Below are 25183 nucleotides of genomic sequence, written 5' to 3' on the forward strand. Positions count from 1 at the left end.
ACCTACGGAGCTGACACATGTCCACCCCGAGCGACCGGGTCGTCGAAGCACTCCGTGCCGCGATGAAGGAGTCCGAGCGGCTCAAGCGGCAGAACCAGGAGCTGCGCGCCGCCGCCACGGAGCCGATCGCCATCGTGGCCATGGGCTGCCGGTTCCCCGGCGGCGTCCGCGGCCCCGAAGCGCTGTGGCGGCTCCTCGAAGCCGGCGGTGACGCGATCGGGCCGTTCCCGGCCGACCGCGGCTGGGACGTCGAGGCGGTTACCGGCGCTCGAGTGGACGAGCGGGGCATGGGCGTCAGCCAGGCGGGCGGGTTCCTCGACGGCATCACGGACTTCGACGCCGGGTTCTTCGGGATCTCACCCCGCGAGGCGGTGTCCCTGGACCCCCAGCAGCGGCTGCTGCTGGAGGTGTCCTGGGAGGCGATCGAGCGGGCCGGCCTCGACCCGCGGCGGCTGCGCGGCAGCCGGACCGGTGTCTTCGCCGGGACCAACGGGCAGGACTACGCCTACCTGATGGTCCGTTCGCTGGCCGACGCCGACGGTTCGGTCGGCACCGGCATCGCGGCGAGCGCGCTGTCCGGCCGGGTGGCCTACACGCTCGGCCTGGAAGGCCCGGTCGTCACGGTCGACACGGCGTGCTCGTCGTCGCTGGTCGCGGTGCACCTGGCCGCGCAGGCGCTGCGGGCGGGGGAGTGCACCCTCGCGCTGGCCGCGGGCGTGAACGTGATGTCGACGCCCGGGTCGCTGCTGGAGTTCAGCCGCCAGGGCGGGCTTTCGGCCGACGGCCGCTGCAAGGCCTTCTCCGACGACGCCGACGGCACCGGCTGGTCCGAAGGCGTCGGCGTGCTGGTGCTGGAGAAGCTGTCGGACGCGCAGCGCAACGGGCACGAGGTGCTCGCCGTGGTCCGCGGGACCGCGGTCAACTCCGACGGCGCGTCCAACGGTTTCACCGCCCCCAACGGACCTTCGCAGCAACGCGTGATCCGGGCCGCGCTGGCCGCGTCCGGACTGTCCACTTCGGACGTCGACGTCGTCGAGGCGCACGGCACCGGCACGAAGCTCGGCGACCCGATCGAAGCCCAGGCGCTGCTGGCGACCTACGGGCAGGACCGCGGGACGCCGCTGCTGCTGGGGTCGGTCAAGTCCAACATCGGGCACACCCAGGCGGCGGCGGGGGTCGCCGGGATCATCAAGGTGGTCGAGGCGATCCGGCACGGGGTCGTGCCGCGGACGTTGCACGCGGAGACGCCGTCGTCCCATGTGGACTGGAGCTCCGGTGCGGTGCGGCTCGCCACCGCGAACGAGCCGTGGCCCGCGGTCGATCGTGCGCGCCGGGCCGGGGTCTCGTCGTTCGGGGTCAGCGGCACCAACGCCCACGTCCTCATCGAGCAGGCGCCCGCCGCACCGGCCGTCGAGACCGAGCGGGCGGACGTTCCGGCGCCGTGGCTGCTGTCCGGGCGCACCCCGGCCGCCTTGCGCGCCCAGGTCGCCCGGATCGTCGACGTCACCGGCGATCCCCTGGACGTCGCTTACTCCCTCGCCACCACCCGGTCGGCCTTCGAAGAGCGGCTGAGCGTCCTCGACCCGGACCCTCGTGCGGCGCTGGCCGCCTGGCTGGCGGACGGGGACGCGCCCGGCGTGGTCACGGGTTCGGTCGAGCGGCCGCCCGCGCTCGCGTACGTCTTCACCGGCCAGGGCGCGCAGTGGCCGGGGATGGGCCGGGGGCTGGCCGCGCGGTTCCCCGTCTTCGCCGACGCACTCGCCGCTTCGCTCGACCGGCTCGACCCGGCCGTCCGCGAAGTGCTGCGGGGCAACGACGCCGCCGCCCTGGACCAGACCGGGTACGCGCAGCCCGCGTTGTTCGCGATCGAGGTCGCGCTGTTCCGGCTCCTGGAGTCCTGGGGGATCCGGCCCGACTTCGTCGCCGGGCATTCGGTCGGCGAGATCGCCGCCGCGCACGTGTCCGGTGTGCTGTCCCTCGACGACGCCTGCGTACTGGTCGGTGCCCGGGCCCGGTTGATGCAGGCGCTGCCCGCCGGGGGCGCGATGGTCGCCGTCCGCGCGAGCGAGGAGGACGTCCGGCCGTACCTGGGCGACGACGTCGCCGTCGCCGCGATCAACGGGCCGCGGTCGGTCGTGCTGTCCGGGGCCGAGGACGCCGTGCTCGCCGCCGCCGCGCACTTCGAGCGCCCGCGCCGGCTTTCGGTGTCGCACGCGTTCCACTCGCCGCTCATGGACCCGATGCTCGACGACTTCCGCGCGGTCGTGGGCGGGTTGTCGTTCGCCGAGCCGGTGCTGCCGTTCATCGCTTCCGGGGACGTGACGTCGCCCGAGTACTGGGTGAGCCACGTGCGGGAACCGGTCCGGTTCGCCGACGCCGTGGCGCGGCTCGCCGGGTCCGGTGCTTCGGTGCTCGCCGAGCTGGGCCCGGACGCCGCGCTCACCCCGCTGATCGGGGACGGCACCGCGATTCCGCTGGGGCGCCGGGACTCCGACGAAGCCGCGGTGCTGACCGCGGCGCTGGCCGGGCTGCACACCGCCGGCGTGCGGGTCGACTGGCCGGCGTTCTTCGCCGGCACCGGCGCGCGCACGGTTTCCCTGCCGACGTACCCGTTCCAGAGCGAACGCTTCTGGCCGTCCACTGTGGACGTCGCCGCCGACGCCGCCGGGCTCGGGCTCGACCCGGTGACCCACCCGCTGCTCGGCGCGTCCCTGGCCCCGGCCGGGTCCGACGGCCTGCTGCTGACCGGCCGCATCTCGGCGCGCACCCACCCGTGGCTCACCGACGGTGTGTTCCCGGGCACCGGGTTCGTCGAACTCGCCCTGCGCGCCGGGCTCGACCTCGGCTGCGACCTGGTCGAAGAACTCACCCTCGGCGCCCCGCTGGTCCTCGCCGCCGGCGAGGCCGCCGACCTGCAGCTTTCGGTCGGCGAGCCGGACGGGACCGGTCGCCGCCGGCTCGAGGTCCACACCCGGACCGAGGGGCGCTGGATCCGCCGCGCCGAGGGCGTCCTCGCCACCGGCGCACACCACGAAGACTTCGCCGACGACTCCTCCACCGAGGTCGCTTTCGGGGAGGACGAAGCGGAGACGGCCCGGTTCGGGCTGCACCCCCGGCTCCTCGAGGAGGCGCTGCGGGTCGCGGGGATCACCGGGTACCCCACCCGGTGGACGCGGGTTTCGCTGCACGCCGCGGGCGCGGCCCGCGTCCGCGTCCGGGTGGGTGACGGCCCGTCGCTGGCCCTCACCGACACCGCCGGGCAGCCGGTGGCGTCGGTCGGCTCGGTGCGCGCGGAAGCCGTGGCCGCGGAGTCCGAGGTGGACTCGCTGTTCGAACCGCGCTGGGTGCCGGTCGTGCTGCCCCCGGAAGGCGCCACCGACGTCACCCTCGTCCGGCTGGCCGGCGACGGCAGTCCCCTGGACGACCTCACCACGCTGACCACCCGCGCCCTCGAACTGGTGCAGGACTGGCTGGCGGACGAGCAGTCCGCGGCGTCGCGGCTGGTCTTCGTGACCGAGGCCGGCGACCTCGCCGCCGCGGCCGTCTGGGGCCTGATCCGCACCGCCCAGGCCGAAAACCCGGGCCGCTTCGTGCTCCTCGACGTCGACGCCGAGACCACCGACGCGACCATCGCCCGTGCCCTCGCCCTCGACGAACCCCAGCTGCAGCTGCGCGGCAACACCGCCCGCGCCCCCCGCCTCGCCCGCCTGGAGGCCGCACTTTCACGTGAAAGTGCCCACCTGGGGGCCGCACTTTCACGTGAAAGTGCGGCCTGGGATCCGGACGGGACGGTCCTGATCACCGGCGGCACCGGGGGACTGGGGGCCGAACTCGCGCGGCACCTCGTGCGTGAGCACGGTGTCCGGCACCTGCTGCTGCTCAGCCGCCGCGGCCCGGACGCGCCCGGCGCCCGTGAGCTGCGCGACGAACTCGGCGCCGACGTCGAGATCCGCGCCTGCGACGTCGCCGACCGCGACGACCTGGCCGCCGCGCTCGCCGCGGTTCCGGCCGAACACCCGTTGACCGCGGTCGTGCACGCGGCCGGCGTGCTCGACGACGGCGTCGTCACCGCGCTCACCCCGGAGCGGCTCGCCCCGGTGCTGGCCGCCAAGGCCGCCGCCGCGTGGCACCTGCACGAGCTGACCCACGACCTCGACGCGTTCGTGCTGTTCTCCTCCGTCGCCGGGATCATGGGCGGCGCCGGGCAGGGCAGCTACGCCGCCGCCAACAGCTTCCTCGACGCCCTCGCCGAGCACCGCCACGCCGCCGGGTTGCCCGCCCACTCGCTGGCCTGGGGCTCGTGGACGGTCGGCATGGCCGGCTCGCTCGCCGAAGCCGACCGCGCGCGGATGGCCCGCTCGGGCATGCCGCCGCTCGAACTCGACCACGGCCTCGCGCTGTTCGACGCCGCCCTCGCGTTGCCGCGGGCCCTGGTGGTGCCGGTCGCCGTCGACCTCGCCGCCCTGCGCCTGCTCGACGAGCTGCCGCCGATCCTGCGCGGCTTGGCCGGGGGCATCCGCCGCTCGGCCGCCACGACGTCCGGGGCCGCCGCCGACCTCGCCGGGCAGCTGCGCGCCCTGAGCGACGAGGAGCGGCTCGCGAAGGTCACCGACCTCGTCCGCGGCCGTGCCGCGACCATCCTCGGCCACTCCGATCCCGCCGCGGTCGGGGCCGGGAAGTCGTTCTCCGACCTGGGTTTCGACTCGCTGACCGCCGTCGAGCTGCGCAACCGGCTGGCGGCGGTGACCGGGCTGCGGCTGCCCTCGACGCTGGTGTTCGACCACCCGACGCCGGTCGCGGTCGCCCGGCTGGTGCTGGCCGAGCTGTTCGGCGACGCGGCCACCCCCGCCGCGGTGACCACCGGACGGCGGGACGACGACCCGATCGTCGTGGTCGGGGTCGCCTGCCGCTTCCCCGGCGGGGTCGAGAGCCCCGAAGACCTGTGGGACCTGGTCGCCGGCGGCCGCAGCGGGGTGTCGAGCTTCCCCACCGACCGCGGCTGGGACGCGGCCGCGCTCGCCGCCTCCGACACCCGCGCGGGCGGGTTCCTCTACGACGCCGCCGAATTCGACGCCGGGTTCTTCGGCATCTCCCCGCGCGAAGCCGTCGCCATGGACCCGCAGCAGCGTCAGCTGCTCGAAGTGTCCTGGGAGGCACTGGAACGCGCCGGGCTGGACGCGACCGGCCTGCGCGGCTCGCGCACCGGCGTGTTCGTCGGTACCAACGGCCAGACCTACTCCGACCTGTTCCTCACCGCCGACGTCGAGCTGCGCGGCCAGACCGGCACCGGGATCGCCGGCAGCGTCGTGTCCGGCCGGCTGTCCTACGTGCTGGGCCTGGAGGGCCCGGCGATGACCATCGACACCGCCTGTTCGTCGTCGCTGGTCGCGATGCACCTGGCCGCGCAGTCGCTGCGGGCGGGGGAGTGCGACCTGGCGCTGGCCGGCGGTGTCACGGTGATGGCGACGCCGGGCGGGTTCGTCGGCTTCAGCGGCCAGAACGGCCTCGCGCCGGACGGCCACTGCAAGGCGTTCTCCGACGACGCCGACGGCACCGGCTGGTCCGAAGGTGTCGGCGTGCTGGTGCTGGCGCGGCAGTCCGAGGCGCTCCGCGCCGGGCACGAGATCCTCGCCGTGCTGCGGGGTTCCGCGGTCAACCAGGACGGTGCGTCGAACGGCCTGACCGCGCCGAACGGCCCGTCGCAGCAGCGGGTCATCCGCGCCGCGCTGGCCGACGCCGGTCTGTCCACTTCGGACGTCGACGTGGTCGAGGCGCACGGTACCGGGACGACGCTGGGTGACCCGATCGAGGCGCAGGCGCTGCTGGCGACGTACGGGCAGGACCGTGAGACGCCGTTGCTGCTGGGGTCGGTGAAGTCGAACATCGGGCACACGCAGGCGGCCGCGGGTGTCGCCGGGGTCATCAAGGTGATCGAGGCGATGCGGCACGGGGTCGTGCCGAAGTCGCTGCACGTCGGCGAGCCGTCGTCCCATGTGGACTGGGAAGCCGGCGCGGTCGAGGTCGTCTCCGAAGCCGTCGAGTGGCCCGCGGTGGATCGGGCGCGGCGGGCCGGGGTTTCGTCGTTCGGGATCAGCGGCACCAACGCCCACGTCATCCTCGAAGCACCCGAGCCGCGGCCCGTCCCCGCGCCGCGACCGGAGGTTCCGGTCGTGCCGTGGGTCGTGTCGGCCAAGACCGAGGACGCCCTCACCGCCCAGATCGCCCGGCTCACCGAGGCCGGGCCCGACCCGCTCGACGCCGGGTACTCCCTGGCCACCACCCGCGCGAGCTTCCCGCACCGCGCGGTGCTTTCGGCCACGCCGGACGGCGTCCGCGAGATCGCGCGGGGAACCGTGGAAGCGCTCTCGGTGGGCTTCCTGTTCACCGGCCAGGGCTCGCAGCGGCTCGGCATGGGCCGCGAGCTGTACCGCACCTCGAAGCCGTTCGCCGCCGCGCTCGACGCCGTCCTCGCCCACCTCGACCCCGGCCTGCGGGACGTCCTGTGGGGTGACGACGAGAGCCTGCTCGCCGAAACCGGCTGGGCGCAGCCGGCGCTGTTCGCCCTCGAAGTCGCCCTGGCCCGGATGGCCGAGGCGCACGGCGTCCGGCCCGCCCGGGTCGCCGGGCACTCGGTCGGCGAGATCGCCGCCGCGCACATCGCCGGCGTGCTGTCCCTCGAGGACGCCTGCGCGCTGGTGACCGCCCGCGGCCGCCTGATGCAGGCCCTGCCGCGCGGCGGCGCGATGGTCGCCGTCGAAGCGTCCGAAGAGGACGTTCGCGCCCGGCTCACCGGCGGCGTCGACATCGCCGCGGTGAACGGCCCGCGCGCGGTCGTGCTCTCCGGCGCCGAGGACGCGGTGCTGGCGGTGGCGTCGACGTTCGAGAAGACCAAGCGGCTCAAGGTGAGCCACGCGTTCCACTCGCACCTGATGGACCCGATGCTCGACGACTTCCGCGCGGTCGTCGCCGGGTTGGCGTTCACGCCGCCGCGGACCCTGCTCGCCACCACCGGCGACGTCACCGACCCGGAGTACTGGGTCCGCCACGTCCGCGACACCGTCCGCTTCGCCGACGTCCTCGCGGACCTGGACGTCACGGCGTTCGTCGAGATCGGCCCGGACGGGGTCCTCTCGGCACTGGTCGACGAGCCCGGCGCACTCGTGACCCCGTTGCTGCGCAAGGACCGCCCCGAAGCCGAGACCGTCCTCAATGGACTGGCCCGGCTGCACGTTGCCGGCGCCGACGTCGACTGGACGCCGTGGTTCACCGGCGCCCGGCGGATCACCCTGCCCACGTACGCCTTCCAGCGGCAGCACTACTGGCCGCGGGGAGTGCCGGGCCGCGGCGCCGTCGAGCGCCTCGGGCTGACCCCGGCCGGGCACCCGCTGCTGGACTTCGCCGTCGACCTCGCCGACTCCGGCGGTGTCGTGCTGTCCGGGCTGCTTTCGCGGGACGCCCAGCCGTGGCTGGCCGACCACGTCGTCGGCGGGCACGTGCTGTTCCCCGGCACCGGGTTCCTCGACCTCGCCGTCCGCGCGGCGGACCAGGTCGGCTGCTCGGCCGTGGAAAGCCTGTCCATCGCCGCGCCGCTGTGGCTGCGCCCGGACGAGCCGGTGCTGCTGCAGATCGCCGCCGGCGGCCCGGACGACGCCGGGCGCCGCGAGCTGACCATCTCCGCCCGCGGCACCGGCCCGCACGCCGAGTGGGTGCAGCACGCGGCCGGGTTCGTCGCGGTCGGGGAACACCCGGCGGCGCCGCCGGGGGAGTGGCCGCCCGCCGGGGCGACCGAGCTCGACGTGTCCACCGTGTACCCGGAACTGGCCGCGACCGGCCTGGCCTACGGACCCGCTTTCCGCGGCCTGACCCGGGCCTGGCTGGACGGCGACACGCTGCTCGCCGAGGCCGAGCTGCCCGGCGAAGCCGACGGCGACTACGGCCTGCACCCGGCCCTGTCCGACGCGGCCCTGCACGCCCTCCACCGGCTCGACACGATCGCGGGCGGCCTGCCGTTCGCGTGGTCCGGGGTGTCGCTGCACGCCTCGGGCGCGACGCGGATCCGTGCCCGCTTCACGCCGGTGGACCGCGAGTCGGTGGCGATCGCGGTCACCGACGAGGCCGGCGAGCCGGTCCTGACCGTCCAGTCGCTCCAGCTGCGCGAAGCGGCCCAGCGCGACGCGGACGACGACTCCCTCTTCCAGACCACGTGGGTCCCGGCCGCCCTGGCCAAGGACGCACCGGCGGGCACCTGGGCCCTGCTCGGCGACGACCCGCAGCTGGCGGCGGTGGCCCGCCCCTGCGCGGACCTCGAAACGGCACTGGCCCTGGAACCGGACGTCCTCCTGGTCCCGATCGGCGCCGGGCACGACGACCTGCTCACCGCCGTCCGGGAAGTGACCGCCCACGCGCTGGGCGTGCTGCAGAACGCCGACGAGCGGGCCCGCCGGGTCGTCTTCGTGACCCGGGAAGCCGTCGCCGTCGAGCCCGGGGACCGGATCGCCGATTCCGCCGCCGCGGCCGTCTGGGGGCTGGTGCGGTCCGCGCAGTCCGAGCAGCCCGACCGGTTCGTCCTCGTCGACCTCGAAGCCGGCGCGTCCCTCCCCGGCACCGGGTTCGTCGTCTCCGGGGAACCCCAGTTCGCCGTCCGCGGCGAAAGCGTCCGCGTCGCCCGGCTCGGCCGCCTCGTCGGCAACGGCGACCTCCTGCCCCCCGCGGTACCGGCGTGGCGGCTCACCGCCGGTCCCGCGGGCATCGACGACCTGGGCGCCGAAGCGTGCCCGGCCGTGCTCGACGACCCGCCCGCGGGTCACGTCCGGGTCCGCCTCGAAGCGGCCGGGCTCAACTTCCGCGACGTCCTGTCCGTGCTCGGCATGTACCCGGGCAAGCTCGGCGACCTCGGCGCGGAAGGCGCCGGCGTGATCGAGGCGGCCGGCCCGGGCGTCGACCCGGCCCGCGTCGGCGAGCGCGTCTTCGGCATGCTGCCCGGCTCGTTCGGCACCCACAGCGTCTCCGACGTCCGTTACCTCGCGCCGGTGCCCGCCGGGTGGTCCGCGCGCACCGCCGCGTCCGTCCCGCTGGTGTTCCTGACGGCCTACTACGCGCTGGTCGACCTCGCGGACCTCAAGCCCGGCCAGAAGATCCTGATCCACGCGGGCGCCGGCGGCGTCGGCATGGCCGCCATCCAGCTCGCCCACCACCTCGGCGCCGAGGTCTTCGCCACGGCGAGCGCGGGCAAGCAGCACGTCCTGCGCGAACTCGGCGTCGCCGACGACCACATCGCCTCCTCGCGCTCGCTGGAGTTCGGCGCCGACTTCCGCCGCGTGATCGGCGGCGCGGGCGGCTCGGGCGTTGACGTCGTGCTCAACGCGCTGACCGGCGAGTTCGCCGACGCCTCCCTGGACCTGCTCGCCGACGGCGGCCGGTTCCTCGAGATGGGCAAGACCGACATCCGCGACGCCGCCGCGCTGCCGCGGGTCCGCTACCGCGCGTTCGACCTCGGCGAGGCCGGGCCCGACCGCACCGCCGAACTGCTCGTCGAGCTGCTGCGGCTGTTCGAAGACGGCGTCCTCACCCCGCTGCCGATCCGGAGCTGGGACCTGCGCCAGGCCCCGGCCGCGTTCCGGCACATGAGCCGCGCGAAGCACGTCGGCAAGATCGTGCTGACCCTGCCGCCGCGCTGGGAACCCGACGGCACCGTGCTGATCACCGGCGGCACCGGCGGGCTGGGCCGCGAGCTGGCCCGCCACCTCGTGCGCACCTACGGCGTCCGGCACCTCCTGCTCACCAGCCGCCGCGGGCCCGACGCCCCCGGCGCGGCCGAGCTGCGCGAAGAGCTGGGTGTCGACGTCACCATCGCGGCCTGCGACGTCGCCGACCGCGACCAGCTCGCCGCCGTGCTCGCCCGGATCCCGGCCGCGCACCCGCTGCGGGGTGTCGTGCACACCGCGGGCGTCCTCGACGACGGCGTCGTCGCCTCGCTCGACCCGGCGCGCCTGGACACCGTGCTGCGGCCCAAGGCCGACGCCGTCGTCCACCTCGACGAGCTGACGCGCGAGCTCGACCTGGCCGCGTTCATCATCTTCTCCTCGGTCGCCGGCACGGTCGGCTCGGCCGGGCAGGGCAACTACGCCGCCGCCAACGCCTTCCTCGACGCCTTCGCCCAGCGCCGCCACGTCGAAGGCCGCGCCGCGCTCTCCTTGGCCTGGGGTGGCTGGGAAACCGGCATGGTCGGCACGCTCACCGACGCCGACCGCGAGCGGATGGCCCGCGGTGGCGTGCCGCCGCTGACCGTCGAGCAGGGCATCCGGCTGTTCGACCGGGCGACCCGCTCGCCGAGCGCCGTGGTCGTGCCGATGCGCGTCGACCTCACGGCGATGCGCGCCCAGGGCGAGCTGCCGTGGCTGCTGCGCCCGGTCGCCCGGCCGGGCCGCCGCCGCGCGGGTGGCGACGCCGAGCACGTGCGCGGGTCGCTGCGCGAACAGCTCGCCGGGATGCGCCCGGCCGAGCAGCTGCGGGTGCTCACCGGGCACGTCGCCGCCGAGGTCGCGACCGTGCTCGGGCACGCGGCCGACGACGTCGAGACCACGCGGGAGTTCCGCGAGCTGGGCTTCGACTCGCTGACCGCGGTGGAGTTCCGCAACCGGCTCGCCGCGGTGACCGGCCTGCGACTGCCCTCGACGCTGGTGTTCGATTACCCGACCCCGGGCGCGGTCGCGGAGTTCCTGCGCGGCGAGCTGGTCGGCTCGGCCGGCACCGGCTCCGCCGTCGTGGTCACCGGGCCGGTGTCCGACGACCCGGTCGTGGTCGTCGGCATGGCGTGCCGCTTCCCGGGTGGCGTCACCGGTCCCGACGGGCTGTGGGACCTGGTCGCCTCGGGCGGGGACGCCGTCTCGGGCTTCCCGGCCGACCGCGGCTGGGACCCCGCGGCGCTGGCCGCCAGCGACACCCAGGCGGGCGGGTTCCTCTACGACGCCGCCGAATTCGACGCCGCGTTCTTCGGGATCTCCCCGCGTGAGGCCGTCGCGATGGACCCGCAGCAGCGGTTGCTCCTCGAGGTGTCGTGGGAGGCCTTCGAACGCGCCGGGCTGGACGCGTCGCGCCTGCGGGGTTCGCGCACCGGCGTGTTCGTCGGCACCAACGGCCAGACCTACTCCGACCTGCTCATGACCACCGACGCCGACCTGCGGGGGCAGACCGGCACCGGGCTGGCCGCGAGCGTCGCCTCCGGCCGGCTGTCGTACGTGCTGGGCCTGGAGGGCCCAGCCATGACCATCGACACCGCGTGCTCGTCGTCGCTGGTGGCGCTGCACCTGGCCGCGCAGTCGCTGCGGTCGGGGGAGTGCGATCTCGCCCTCGCCGGCGGCGTGACCGTGATGGCGACGCCGGGCGGGTTCATCGGGTTCAGCGGCCAGAGCGGCCTCGCCCCCGACGGCCGCTGCAAGGCGTTCTCCGACGACGCCGACGGCACCGGCTGGTCCGAAGGCGCGGGCCTGCTGGTCGTCGAGCGGCAGTCCGACGCACTGCGCCACGGGCACCGGATCCTCGCCGTGGTGCGGGGTTCCGCGGTCAACCAGGACGGCGCGTCGAACGGCCTGACCGCGCCCAACGGGCCGTCGCAGCAGCGCGTCATCCGCGCCGCACTCGCCAGCGCCGGTCTGTCCACTTCGGACGTCGACGTCGTCGAAGCGCACGGCACCGGCACCACCTTGGGCGACCCGATCGAAGCCCAGGCGCTGCTCGCGACCTACGGGCAGGACCGCGGCACGCCGTTGCTGCTCGGGTCGATCAAGTCCAACATCGGGCACACGCAGGCCGCCGCCGGCGTCGCCGGGATGATCAAGGTGATCGAGGCGATGCGGCACGGGGTCGTGCCGAAGTCGCTGCACGTCGGCGAGCCGTCGTCCCATGTGGACTGGGAAGCCGGTGCGGTCGAGGTCGTCGCCGAGGCCGTTCCCTGGCCGTCGGTGGGCCGGGCCCGCCGCGCGGGCGTTTCGTCGTTCGGGATCAGCGGGACCAACGCCCACGTCATCCTCGAAGCGCCCGAAGCGCGCCCGGAAACCCCGCGCGAGGAGCCGGCCGCGATCCCGGTGCCGCTCGTCGTCTCCGGCCGGACCGCCGACGCGCTGCGGGACCAGGCCGCCCGCCTCGCCGAGCGGCTCGAGACGTCCGGTGAACTGCTCGACGTCGCCTTCGCCGCGGCCACGACCCGCGCGAGCTTCGCGCACCGGGCCGCGATCGTCGCCACCGAACCGGAAGCCGCGGTCCGCGAGCTGCGGGCACTGACCGGCGCCACCGAGACCGGCCGCCCGCCGGTGCCGGCGTTCCTCTTCACCGGGCAGGGCGCGCAGCGGCTCGGCATGGGCCGCGAACTGGCCGAGGCCTACCCGGTCTTCTCCGCCGCCCTCGACGAGGTGCTCGCCTTCTTCGACCCCGGACTCCGGGACGTCATCTGGGGCACGGACGCCGACGCACTGGCCCAGACCGGGCACGCGCAGCCCGCGCTGTTCGCGATCGAGGTCGCCCTGGTGCGGCTGCTGGCGTCGTGGGACGTGCGGCCGGACTTCGTCGCCGGGCACTCCGTCGGCGAGATCGCCGCCGCGCACGTCGCCGGGGTGCTGTCCCTGGAAGACGCGTGCACGTTGGTGGCCGCCCGCGGCCGCCTGATGCAAACGCTTGCGCCGGGGGGCGCGATGGTCGCCGTCGAAGCCTCCGAAGCGGACGTCCGCCCCCTGCTGACCGGCGAGGTCGACCTTGCCGCGGTGAACGGGCCGCGTTCGGTCGTGCTTTCCGGCGCCGAAGACGCGGTGCTGGAAGTGGCGGCGCGGTTCGAGAAGACCAAGCGGCTCGCCGTCAGCCACGCGTTCCACTCGCACCTGATGGACCCGATGCTCGACGACTTCCGCCGCGTCGTCACCGGCTTGTCCTTCGCCGAGCCGGAGATCCCGGTCGCCGCCGCCGGGGACGTCACCGATCCGGAGTACTGGGTCGGGCACGTCCGCGGCACCGTCCGGTTCGCCGACGCGGTCGCCGGGCTGGCCGAGCGCGGTGTGACGGCGTTCGTCGAGGTCGGGCCGGACGCCGTGCTCACCGCGCTGGTCGACGTCCCGGGCGCGGCGGTCGTCCCGGTGCTGCGCCGCGACCGCGGCGACCGCGCCGCCGTGGCCGCCGCGGTGGCCGCCCTGCACGTCGCCGGCACCCGGATCGACTGGGCCGCCTGGTTCGCCGGCACCGGCGCCCGGGCCACGGACCTGCCCACCTACGCCTTCCAGCACCGCCGCTACTGGCCGGAACCCGCCGCGCGCGCCGCGGCGGACGACTCCTTCTGGTCGGTGGTGGAGAACGGCGACCTCGAGTCGCTGGCGGCGGACCTCCAGGTCGACGCCCCGGCGCTGGAGTCGGTCGTCCCCGCCCTGTCGGCCCTGCGCGCGCGACGGCAGCGGCAGTCCGTTGTGGACGGCTGGCGCTACCGCGTCGAATGGCGCCCCTTGCCGACCGCGGCCGCCACGGCAGGCGAACGGCTGGTCCTCGTCCCGCCCACGGACGACCCGTGGGTCCGCGAGGTCGCGGCCGCGCTGGGTACCTCGCTGACCGTGTCCACTGTGGACCGGGACGAGCTGGCCGGCCTCCTGCGCCCGCACGTCGCCCCGACGGTCGTCTCGCTGCTCGGGCTCGCCGAGACCACCGCGCTCATCCAGGCCCTGGACGACGTCGGTGCCGACACGGCGCTGTGGTGCGTCACCCGCGGCGCGGTGTCCACCGGCCCGGCCGATCCGGTCACCGCACCCGCCCAGGCGGCGATCTGGGGCCTCGGGCGCGTCGCCGCGCTGGAGTACCCCCGCCGCTGGGGTGGTCTCGCCGACCTCCCGGCCGACCTCGACGCCCGGCTCCTCGCCAGATTCGCCGGGGCCTTCGACGGCGACGACGACCAGATCGCCGTCCGCGCCTCGGGTGTCTACGGCCGCCGCCTCGTCCCGGCGACCGCCGCGCCCACGCCGTGGCGGCCCCGCGGCACCGTCCTCGTCACCGGCGGCACCGGCGCGCTCGGCCGCCACGTCACGAAGTGGCTGCTCGGCCAGGGCGCCGAGCGGGTCGTGCTGGCCAGCCGCTCCGGCGGCGAACCGGGCCCCGACGAGCGGGTCGTCGTCGCGCGCTGCGACGTCGCGGACCGTGCCCAGCTGACCGGACTCCTCGAAGCTCACCGGCCCGACGCCGTCGTGCACGCCGCCGGCGTCCTCGACGACTGCGTCCTCGGCAGCCTCACCCCGGACCGCTTCGACGCCGTCTTCCGCGCGAAGGTCGATTCGGCGGTGCTGCTCGACGAGCTGACCGGCGACCTCGACGCATTCATCCTGTTCTCCTCGGTGGCCGGCGCCGTCGGCAACCCCGGCCAGGCCAACTACGCCGCCGCCAACGCCGTGCTCGACGCGCTCGCCGAAGCCCGGCGCGCCCGCGGGCAGGCCGCGACGTCCATCGCCTGGGGCGCCTGGGCCGGGGACGGCATGGCGGCCGGTCTCGGGGGTGGCCTGGACCCCGACCTCGCCGTCACCGTGCTCGCCGACGCGGGCGGCCCAGCCGCGCAGCTCGTCGTCGCCGACATCCAGAACGCCGACGTCCTGCGGTCGCTGCTGAGCATCCGCCGCAGCCCGCTGCTGGCCGACCTGCCGGTCGTCCGCCGGGTCCTCGCCGACCTGGCCACCGAACCGGCCACCGGGGGAGCACTGGCCACGCGCCTGCTCGCGGCCCCCGCGGCCGAACGCGCGAGCGTGCTGCTGGACCTGGTCCGCGAGCACGTCGCCACTGTGCTCGGCCACGCCGGCACCGCGGAAATCGGGGCCACGCGGGCGTTTTCGGACCTCGGGTTCGACTCGCTCACCGCGATCGAGCTGCGCAACCGCCTCGACGCCGCCACCGGGCTGAGCCTGCCCGCGACCCTGGTGTTCGACCACCCGAACCCCCTCGCGCTGGCCGAATTCCTCCTCGTCGAAGTGCTCGGCGGCGACGTCCCGGCGACCGCCGTGGCGGGCCCGGCGAACGCCACCGACGACCCGATCGTCGTGGTCGGCATGAGCTGCCGCTTCCCCGGCGGCGTCCGCACCCCCGAGGACCTGTGGACGCTGCTGTCGGAAGGCCGCGACGCGATCACCGGGTTCCCCGCCGACCGCGGCTGGGACATGTCCGCGCTGGCGGGCGAGGGGCGCGGCAGCAGCTACGTCGACCGCGGCGGGTTCCTGCCCGACGCCGCCGACTTCGACCCCGAGTTCTTCGGCATCTCCCCGCGCGAAGCACTGGCGATGGACCCGCAGCAGCGCGTGCTGCTGGAGACGTCGTGGGAGGCCGTGGAACGCACCGGCATCGACCCGACCGGCCTGCGCGGCAGCCGCACCGGCGTCTTCGTCGGCACCAACGGCCAGGACTACGCCGGCGTGATCGTCCGCTCCGCCACCGACGTCGAGGCCCACGCGGGCACCGGCGTCGCGGCCAGCGTCGTGTCCGGCCGCCTGTCCTACGTGCTCGGGCTCGAAGGCCCGGCGATGACCATCGACACGGCGTGCTCGTCTTCGCTGGTCGCGCTGCACCTAGCGGCGCAGGCCCTGCGCGCGGGGGAGTGCGACCTCGCGCTCGCGGGCGGCGTCACGGTCATGGCCACCCCGGTCAGCTTCGTCGGCTTCAGCCGCCAGAACGGCCTCGCGCCGGACGGGCTGTGCAAGGCGTACTCCGACTCGGCCGACGGCACGAGCTGGTCCGAAGGCGCGGGCGTGCTCGTCGTCGAGCGGCTGTCCGACGCACGCCGGCACGGCCACGACGTCCTCGCGGTGGTCGCCGGTTCGGCGATCAACTCCGACGGCGCGTCCAACGGCCTCACCGCGCCCAACGGCCCCTCGCAGCAGCGCGTGATCCGGCAGGCCCTGGCCAGTGCGGGACTGCGTCCGTCCGATGTGGACGTCATCGAGGGCCACGGCACCGGCACGACCCTCGGCGACCCGATCGAGGCGCAGGCGCTGCTGGCCGCGTACGGTCAAGAACGTGAACGGCCGCTGCTGCTGGGGTCGGTGAAGTCCAACCTCGGCCACACCCAGGCCGCGGCGGGCGTCGCCGGCGTCATCAAGATGATCCTGGCCCTGCAACGGGAACGGATCCCGGCGTCCCTGAACGTCACCGAGCCCTCCACCCACGTCGACTGGACTTCGGGCGGGGTCGAGCTGCTCACCGAGCCCGTCGAGTGGCGTGAGAACGGGCACCCGCGCCGGGCCGGCGTCTCGTCGTTCGGCCTGTCCGGCACCAACGCGCACGTGATCATCGAGCAGGCCCCGGCCGCCGCTCCCGTCGAACCGCGGCGGGAGGTCACGCCGGGCGTGGTGCCGTGGCCGGTCGCCGGCCGGTCCGAAGCCGCCCTCGACGCGCAGCTCGCCTCCCTGCCCCGCGACCTCGACCCGCTCGACGCCGGGTTCTCGCTCGCCACCACGCGCTCGGCGTTCGAACACCGGGCCGTGCTGGTCGACGGCACGCCGGTCGCCCGCGGGATCGCGCGGGAGCGGACGGTCGCGTTCCTGTTCACCGGCCAGGGTGCGCAGCGGCTCGGCATGGGCCGCGGGCTCTACGAACGGTTCGGCGTCTTCGCCGACGCCTTCGACGCGGTCTGCGCGCACCTCGACACCGCCTTGCCGCGTCCGCTGCGCGAAGTGGTCTTCGGCGACGACCCCGCGCTGCTCGACGAGACCGGCTGGGCCCAGCCCGCGCTCTTCGCGCTCGAAGTCGCGCTGTTCCGGCTGGTGCGCTCGTGGGGCGTGCGGCCCGCGTTCCTCGCCGGGCACTCGGTCGGCGAGATCGCCGCGGCCCACGCCGCCGGGGTGCTGTCGCTGGCCGACGCGTGCACGCTCGTCGCGGCCCGCGCCCGGCTCATGCAGGCGCTCCCGTCCGGCGGCGCGATGGTCGCCGTCCGCGCCACCGAGGACGAGGTCCGGCCGCTGCTGACCGGCGGCGTCTCGCTCGCCGCGGTGAACGGGCCGTCGTCGGTCGTGCTCTCCGGCGCCGAAGACGCCGTGCTGGCCGCGGCGGCGGGCTTCGAGCAGACCAAGCGGCTCGCCGTGTCGCACGCCTTCCACTCGGCGGCGATGGACCCGATGCTCGACGACTTCCGCGCGGTCGTGGCCGGGTTGGCTTTCGCCGCACCGGAAATCCCGGTCATCGGCGACTTCACCTCGCCGGAGTACTGGGTGCGGCAGGTCCGCGACACCGTCCGCTTCGCCGACACGACCGCGCGCCTGCTCGAGGCCGGTGTCACGGCGTTCGCCGAACTGGGCCCGGACGCCGTGCTCACCGCGCTCGTCGACGGCGAAGTCCTCGCCCCGGTGCTGCGTGCCGGGCGCGACGAGGAGACGACCGCCGTCACCGCGCTGGCCGCGTTGCACGTCAACGGCGTGCCGGTGGACTGGACCGCGCTCTTCGACGGCACCGGCGCCCGGCGCGTCCCGCTCCCGACGTACGCGTTCCAGCGGCAGCGCTACTGGCCGCGGCTCATCCCGGGCCCGGGGCAGCTCGGCATCACCGCGGCCGGGCACCCGCTGCTCGGCGCGGTCACCGAGCTGGCCGGCTCCGGCGAGGTCGTCTTCTCCGGCAGGCTCTCGCCGTCGTGGGTCGACGAGCACGTCATCGGCGGCCAGGTCCTGTTCCCCGGCGCCGGGTTCCTCGAACTGGTGGTGCGCGCCGGCGACCACGTCGGCTGCGGCCGCGTGGAGGACTTCACGGTGGCGGCGCCGCTGGTGCTGTCCGCCGCGACGCTCGTGCAGGTCGTGGCCGGCGCCCCGGACGCGGACGGCCGCCGAGAGGTCAGCGTGTCCTCGCGCGCCGACGCCGAGTGGGTCCGCCACGGCACCGGCGTCCTGGCCCCGGGCACGCTCCCGGCCGGCTTCGACGCGGGGGAGTGGCCGCCCGCCGGAGCGTCCGAAGTGGACTTGGACGGGTTCTACGAGAACTTCGCCGAGGCCGGGTTCGCCTACGGGCCCCAGTTCCGCGGCCTGCGCCGGGTGTGGCTTCGTGACGGCGAGGTCTTCGCCGAAGCCGAGCTGCCGGGCGACGACCACGAGGACTACGGCCTGCACCCGGCCCTGCTCGACTCGGTGCTGCACGCGATCTCTTTCGCTGATTCAGTGCCGGGCGGGCTCCCGTTCTCGTGGGCGGGCGCGGAACTGCACGCCACGGGCGCGCGCCGGGTCCGGGCGCGGATCGCGCGGGCCGGCGACGACTCGGTCACCCTCGACCTCGCGGACGAGACCGGTGCGCCGGTGCTGTCGGTGGACGCGCTGACCCTGCGCGCGGCGACGCCGGTCGAGTCCGGGCCCGAGTCGCTGTTCCGCGTCGACTGGCTGCCGTTGCCCGGTGCCGAACCCGAGGGAAGCTGCGCGGTACTGGGCGCCCGGCTCGCGGAGCTCGGCACCGAGTACCCGGACGTCGCCACGGCGCTGGCCGCGGAGCCGGACGTGCTGCTGGTCGGAGTGCACGGCGGCACCGACGTGCTCGCCGACGTCCGCCGGGTCACCGCCGACGTCCTCGCCATCCTGCAGACCCCGAACGAGAGCACCCGGATCGTCTTCGTCACCGAGGGCGCCGTCGCCGGGGAAGACCTCGCCGCGGCCGCCGTCTGGGGCCTGGTCCGCTCCGCGCAGACCGAGAACCCGGGCCGGTTCGTGCTCGCCGACGTCGACGACGCCTCCCTGGCCGGACTGCCCGCCGCGATCGCGACCGGCGAACCGCAGCTGCTGCTGCGCGACGGCACCGCCCGGGCCGCCCGCCTGACCCGAGCGGCACTTTCACGTGAAAGTGCCGACCTGGGCCCCGCACTTTCACGTGAAAGTGCGGGCTGGGACCCGGAGGGGACCGTCCTGATCACCGGGGGCACCGGTGGGCTCGGCCGCGTCTTCGCCCGGCACCTGGCCGCCGAGTACGGCGTCAAGCACGTCCTGCTCGCCAGCCGTCGTGGCGGGGACGCCGACGGGGTCGTCGAACTGGTCGCCGAACTCGCCGCGCACGGCACCGAAGTCACCGTCGCCGCCTGCGACCTCGCCGACCGCGCCGCCGCGGAGAACCTGCTGGAAAGCATCCCGGCCGACCGCCCGCTGACCGCGATCCTGCACGCCGCCGGGGTCCTCGACGACGGCGTCCTCGGCTCCCTCGACCCCGGCCGCCTCGAGACCGTGCTGCGCCCGAAGGCCGACGCCGCCTGGAACCTGCACGAGCTGGCCGGCGACGTCGACGCGTTCGTCCTGTTCTCCTCGGTCGCCGGCACCATCGGCTCGCCGGGGCAGGCGAACTACGCCGCCGCCAACGCCTTCCTCGACGCGCTCGCCGCGCACCGGCACGCCCGCGGGCTCGCCGCGACGTCGCTGGCGTGGGGCGCGTGGGAGACCGGCATGGTCGGCACCCTCACCGACGCCGACCGCGAGCGGATGGTCCGCGCGGGCATGCCGCCGCTGCCGGTCGAGCAGGGCTGCGCGCTCTTCGACCGGGCCGTCGCGCTCACCGAACCCGCGCTCGTGCCGGTGCTGATCGACCTGCCGCGGCTGCGCGGCCTGGCCGAACCGCCGTGGCTGCTGCGCCCGGTCGGCCGCCGGAGCCGTCGCGGCGCGGGCCGGGCGACGCCTGCCGCGAACGCCCTGCGCGAGCGGCTGTCCGGCCTCCGCGAGGGCGAACAGCGCAAGGCCCTGCTGGAGGTCATCCGCACCCAGGTCGCCGCCGTGCTCGGGTTCGACGCCGCGAGCGTCGACGTCGAGCGCGAGTTCCGCGGCCTCGGCTTCGACTCGCTCACCGCCGTCGAGTTCCGCAACCAGCTCGCCACCGCGACCGGCCTGCGGCTGCCGGCGACCCTGGTGTTCGACCACCCGACCCCGGTCGTGCTGGCCGGCTTCCTGCGCGGCGAACTGGCCGGCGAGGACGTCCCGGTCGCCCGCACCACGGTCAAGGCGCCGGTGTCCGACGACCCGATCGCCATCGTGTCGATGGCCTGCCGCTACCCGGGCGGGGTCACCTCGCCCGAGCAGCTGTGGCAGCTGGTCCTCGACGGCGGCGACGGCGTCGGGCCCTTCCCGGCCGACCGCGGCTGGGACCTCGCCGGGCTCTTCGGCGCCGACCGCGGCCGCTCGTACGTCCGCGAAGGCGGTTTCCTCGGCGAGGCCGGGATGTTCGACCCCGGCCTGTTCGGCATCTCGCCGCGCGAGGCCCTCGCGATGGACCCGCAGCAGCGGCTGCTGCTGGAAACGTCGTGGGAGGTCATCGAACGCGCCGGCGTCGACCCGCTTTCCCTGCGCGGCAGCAAAACCGGCGTGTTCGCCGGCGTGATGTACCACGACTACGGCCAGGGCGTGCAGTTCCCGGAGGAGGCCCTCGGCTTCCTCGGCATCGGCACCGCGGGCAGCGTCATGTCCGGGCGCGTCGCCTACGCGCTCGGTCTCGAAGGCCCGGCGGTCACCATCGACACAGCGTGTTCGTCGTCGCTGGTCGCGATGCACTGGGCGGCCCAGGCCCTGCGGGCCGGGGACTGCGAACTCGCGATCGCCGGCGGTGTCACGGTGATGGCGACGCCGGGTGCCTTTGTCGATTTCTCGGCTCAGGGCGGCCTCGCGCAGGACGGCCGGTGCAAATCGTTCTCCGACTCCGCCGACGGTGTCGGCTGGGCCGAAGGCGTCGGCGTGGTCCTGCTGGAGCGGCTGTCGGATGCCCGCCGCAACGGGCACGAAGTCCTCGCCGTGGTGCGCGGTTCGGCGGTCAACCAGGACGGCGCGTCCAACGGCCTCACCGCCCCCAACGGCCCTTCGCAGCAACGCGTGATCCGCCAGGCGCTGACGGTCTCCGGGCTCACGACGTCCGATGTGGACGTCGTCGAAGGCCACGGCACCGGCACCCCGCTCGGCGACCCGATCGAGGCGCAGAGCCTGCTGGCCACCTACGGCCGGGACCGCGAAACGCCGCTGCTGCTGGGTTCGGTGAAGGCCAACATCGGCCACACCCAGGCCGCCGCCGGCGTGGCGGGCGTGATCAAGATGGTCCAGGCCATGCGGCACGGCGTCGTCCCGAAGTCGCGCTACTCGGCCGAACCGTCGTCCCATGTGGACTGGTCCGAGGGCGCGGTCGACCTGGTCCCCGACACCACGGCGTGGCCCGAGGTGGACCGCGTCCGCCGCTCGGCGGTGTCGTCGTTCGGAATCAGCGGCACCAACGCCCACGTCATCCTCGAGCAGCCGGCCGAGCAGCCCGCACCCCGGGCGACCACTTCGGACACCGGTCCGGTGCCGGTCGTGGTCTCCGGCCGCACGCCCGAAGCTCTGCGTGCCCAGGCCGCCCGCCTGGCCGAACACTGGGAAGCGACCGACAACCCGATGAGCGACCTGGCGTTCTCGGCCGCGGTGACCCGGGCGGCGTTCACGCACCGCGCCGCGGTCGTCGGCAGCGAGCTCACCGAGGTCGTCGCCGGGCTGCGGGCCATCGCCGCCGGGGACGCCGCCGTGCAGGGCGAGGCGCGCGTCGCCCCGCCGGTCGCGTTCCTCTTCTCCGGCCAGGGTGCGCAGCGAATCCACATGGGACGCGGCCTGTACGTCGCACACCCGGTGTTCGCGGCCGCGTTCGACGAGGTGCTGGCGCTGCTCGACCCGGACGTGCGGGCCGCCCTCGACGACGAGACCCGCATCGACCGCACGGAGTTCGCGCAGCCCGCGCTGTTCGCCTTCGAGGTCGCGCTGTTCCGGCTCCTGGAGTCCTGGGGCGTGCACCCCGACTTCGTCACCGGGCACTCGGTCGGCGAGATCGCCGCCGCCCACGTGGCCGGCGTGCTGTCCCTGCCGGACGCGTGCGCGCTCGTTTCGGCACGGGCCCGGCTGATGGGCGCGCTGCCGACCGGCGGGGTGATGGTCGCGGTGCGGGCGTCCGAAGAGGACGTTCTCCCGTTCGTCGGCGAAGGCGTCGACGTCGCTGCCGTGAACAGCCGCGGCTCGGTCGTCCTTTCCGGACACGAGGACGCCGTCGTCGCGGTCGCGGCGAAGTTCGCCAAGCACCGGCGCCTGCGCGTCTCGCACGCCTTCCACTCCGTGCTGATGGAACCGATGCTCGCCGAGTTCGGCGACGTCGTCGCGAAACTGGACTTCGCCGAGCCGCGGGTGCCGGTCGTGTCGGCGGGCGACGTGACTTCTCCGGCGTACTGGGTCAGCCAGATCCGCGACACCGTCCGCTTCGGCGACGCGATCGAGCGGCTCACCGAGGCCGGCGTCACGGTGTTCGCCGAGCTGGGCCCGGACGCCACGCTCACCGCCATCGTCGACGAGCCGGCCGCGCACGTGATCCCGGTGCAGCGCAAGGACCGCGACGAAGCCGCCGCGGTCGCCGAGGCCCTCGCGCGGCTGCACGTCGCCGGGGTCGCCGTCGACTGGGCCGCCCGCTTCCCGAAGGCCCGGCGGGTGGCGCTGCCGACGTACGCCTTCCAGCACGAGTGGTTCTGGCCGCTGCCGGCCGCCGGCGGCGACGCCACCGGCCTCGGCCTCACCCCGGCCGGGCACCCGCTGCTCGGCGCGACCCTCGCACTGGCCGACTCGCCGGGCGTGGTCTTCTCGGGACGGCTGTCCGCGGCGACCCAGCCGTGGCTGCGCGACCACGTCGTCGGCGGCACGATCCTGTTCCCCGGCGCGGCTTTCCTCGAACTCGCGGTCCGCGCGGCCGACGAGGTCGGCTGCGCGGCGGTCGAAGACCTGACCCTGGCCGTGCCCCTCGTGCTCGACCCGGACGGCGCCGTCGTGCTGCAGCTGGCCGTGGGCGAGCCCGGCGAACGCGGCCGCCGCGAGCTGACGATCTCCTCGCGGGCCGACGAAGACTGGACCCGGCACGCGACCGGCACGCTGGTCCCGCGCGCCGTGCCCGCCGAGGCGGTGCCCGGCACGTGGCCGCCGGCCGGGGCCGTCGAGGCCGACCTCACGGACTTCTACGCCCAGGCGGCCGAAGCCGGGTTCGCCTACGGGCCCGCGTTCCGGGGCCTGCACCGCGTCTGGCGCTCCGGCGCCGAGGTCTACGCCGAACTGGCCCTGCCCGAAAGCCTGGAAGCCGGCCGGTTCGGGCTGCACCCGGCGTTGCTCGACGCGGCCCTGCAGGCCATCGGCTTCGGCGAGGGCGCCCCGGCCGGGCTGCCGTTCGCCTGGACCGGCGTCACCCTGCACGCGTCCGGCGCGACCCGCGCCCGCGTCCGGATCACCCCCGCGGGCGGCGACTCCGTGTCCCTGGCGCTGGCCGACGACGCCGGGAAGCCGGTCCTGACCGCGACCGGCGTCACCCTCCGCGCGGCCGAAGCCCCCGCCGAGGCCGACGCGTTGTTCGAGCTGCGCTGGACGCCGGTTCCGCTCCCCGAGCCGGGTGCCGAAACCTGGGCGGCCGTCGGGACCGACCTCGCCACCGCGCTCGGCGTCGAGGCCCACCCGGACTTCGCGACCGCGCTGGCGTCCGGCGCCGACGTCCTCGCCATCCCGGTCACCGGCGGGCCCGACGCGGCGGCTTCGGCCCACGCGCTCACCGCGGAAGTCCTGGAATACCTGCAAAGCCCGGCACCGCGGCTGGTGTTCGTCACCCGCGGCGCGGTCGCCGGGGACGACGTCGCCGCGGCCGCGGTCTGGGGCCTGGTGCGCTCGGCGCAGTCCGAGGAACCCGGCCGGTTCGTCCTGCTGGACGCCGACGAGCCCGACGGCGACACGATCCGCGCGGCACTGGCCACCGGCGAACCGCAGCTCCTCCTGCGCGACGGCACCCTGAGCGTCGCCCGCCTCGCCCGAGCCGCACTTTCACGTGAAAGTGCCGACCTGGGCCCCGCACTTTCACGTGAAAGTGCGGGCTGGGACCCGGAGGGGACCGTCCTGATCACCGGGGGGACCGGTGGGCTGGGGCGGGTCTTCGCCCGGCACCTCGTGGCTCGGGGGGCGCGGAAGTTGCTGCTGCTCAGCAGGAGGGGGCCGGCCGCCGAGGGGGTCGGTGAACTGGTCGCGGAGCTGGCCGGTGCCGACGTGCGGGTGGTGGCCTGCGACGTCGGCGACCGGGACGCGCTCGCCGCGGTGCTCGCCGGGGTGCCCGACCTGACCGCCGTCGTGCACACCGCGGGCGTCGTCGACGACGGCGTGCTCGCGTCGCAGTCCCCGGAACGGCTGGCGAAGGTGTTCGCGCCGAAGCTCGACGCGGCCTGGCACCTGCACGAACTCGCCGGGGACGTCGCCGGGTTCGTGGTGTTCTCCTCGGTGGCCGGCACCATCGGCACGCCGGGGCAGGCCAACTACGCGGCCGCGAACGCGTTCCTCGACGCCCTCGCCGCGCATCGCCGCGGCCGCGGGCTGGCCGGGCTGTCGCTCGCGTGGGGTGCCTGGGACACCGGCATGACCGGCGACCTGACCGACGCCGACCGCGAGCGGATGGTCCGCGGCGGGATGCCGCCCCTGGGCGCCGAGCAGGGCACCGAGCTGTTCGACCGCGCGGTGGCCGGCGACCTCGCGCACGTCGTCCCGGTGCGCGTCGACCTCCCGACCCTGCGCACGCGCGGCGAGCTGCCGTGGCTGCTGCGCCCGGTGGGCCGGCCCGGCCGCCGCAGCGCGGCCGCCGGTCCGGACCGGGCCGCCGCGGCCGACCTGCGCGGGCAGCTGGCCTCGATGCGGGAGAGCGAGCAGGAACGGACGCTGCTTTCCCTGGTGCGCACCCAGGTTTCGGCGGTGCTCGGCCACCCGGCCGAGCAGGTCGGGGCCGGGCTGGAATTCCGCGAACTGGGCTTCGACTCGCTGACCGCGGTCGAATTCCGCAACCGGCTCACCGCCGCGACCGGGCTGACCCTGTCGGCGACCGTCGTCTTCGACTACCCGACCCCGGCCGGGCTCGCCGCGCACCTGCGGGCCGAGCTGGCCCCGGCCCCGGCCGCCGCGACTTCGCTGCCGGCGGAGCTTGACCGGCTCGAAGAGCTGGTCGCCGCGGGCACGGCGGGCGAGTTCGCCGAGGCGGACGTCGCGGCCCGGCTGCGCCGGCTCCTGGCGAAGATCGCCGACGCGGCGCCCGCCGGCGAAGACGTCTCCGAGCGGCTCGACGCGGCCAGCACGGACGAGGTGTTCGCCTTCATCGACCACGAACTGGGCCGGCTCGGCGACGGGTCCGGACTCGAGCGGGAGGGCTGAGGCCGCCATGACCGAGG

At 75.3% G+C, this 25183-nt stretch carries 1 protein-coding gene; it reads left to right on the forward strand.

Translation table 11 applies throughout. The features are described 5' to 3' along the window. The first annotated feature begins 17 nt into the window (after nt 1-17). Entirely contained in the window at nt 18-25166 is a 25149-nt protein-coding gene (locus tag ACLJQM_RS37430) for a type I polyketide synthase (protein WP_410635048.1), read from the forward strand. Nucleotides 25167-25183 lie beyond the last annotated feature (17 nt).

This window comes from Amycolatopsis sp. cmx-4-83 (assembly GCF_046548815.1).
Classification (GTDB): domain Bacteria; phylum Actinomycetota; class Actinomycetes; order Mycobacteriales; family Pseudonocardiaceae; genus Amycolatopsis; species Amycolatopsis pretoriensis_A.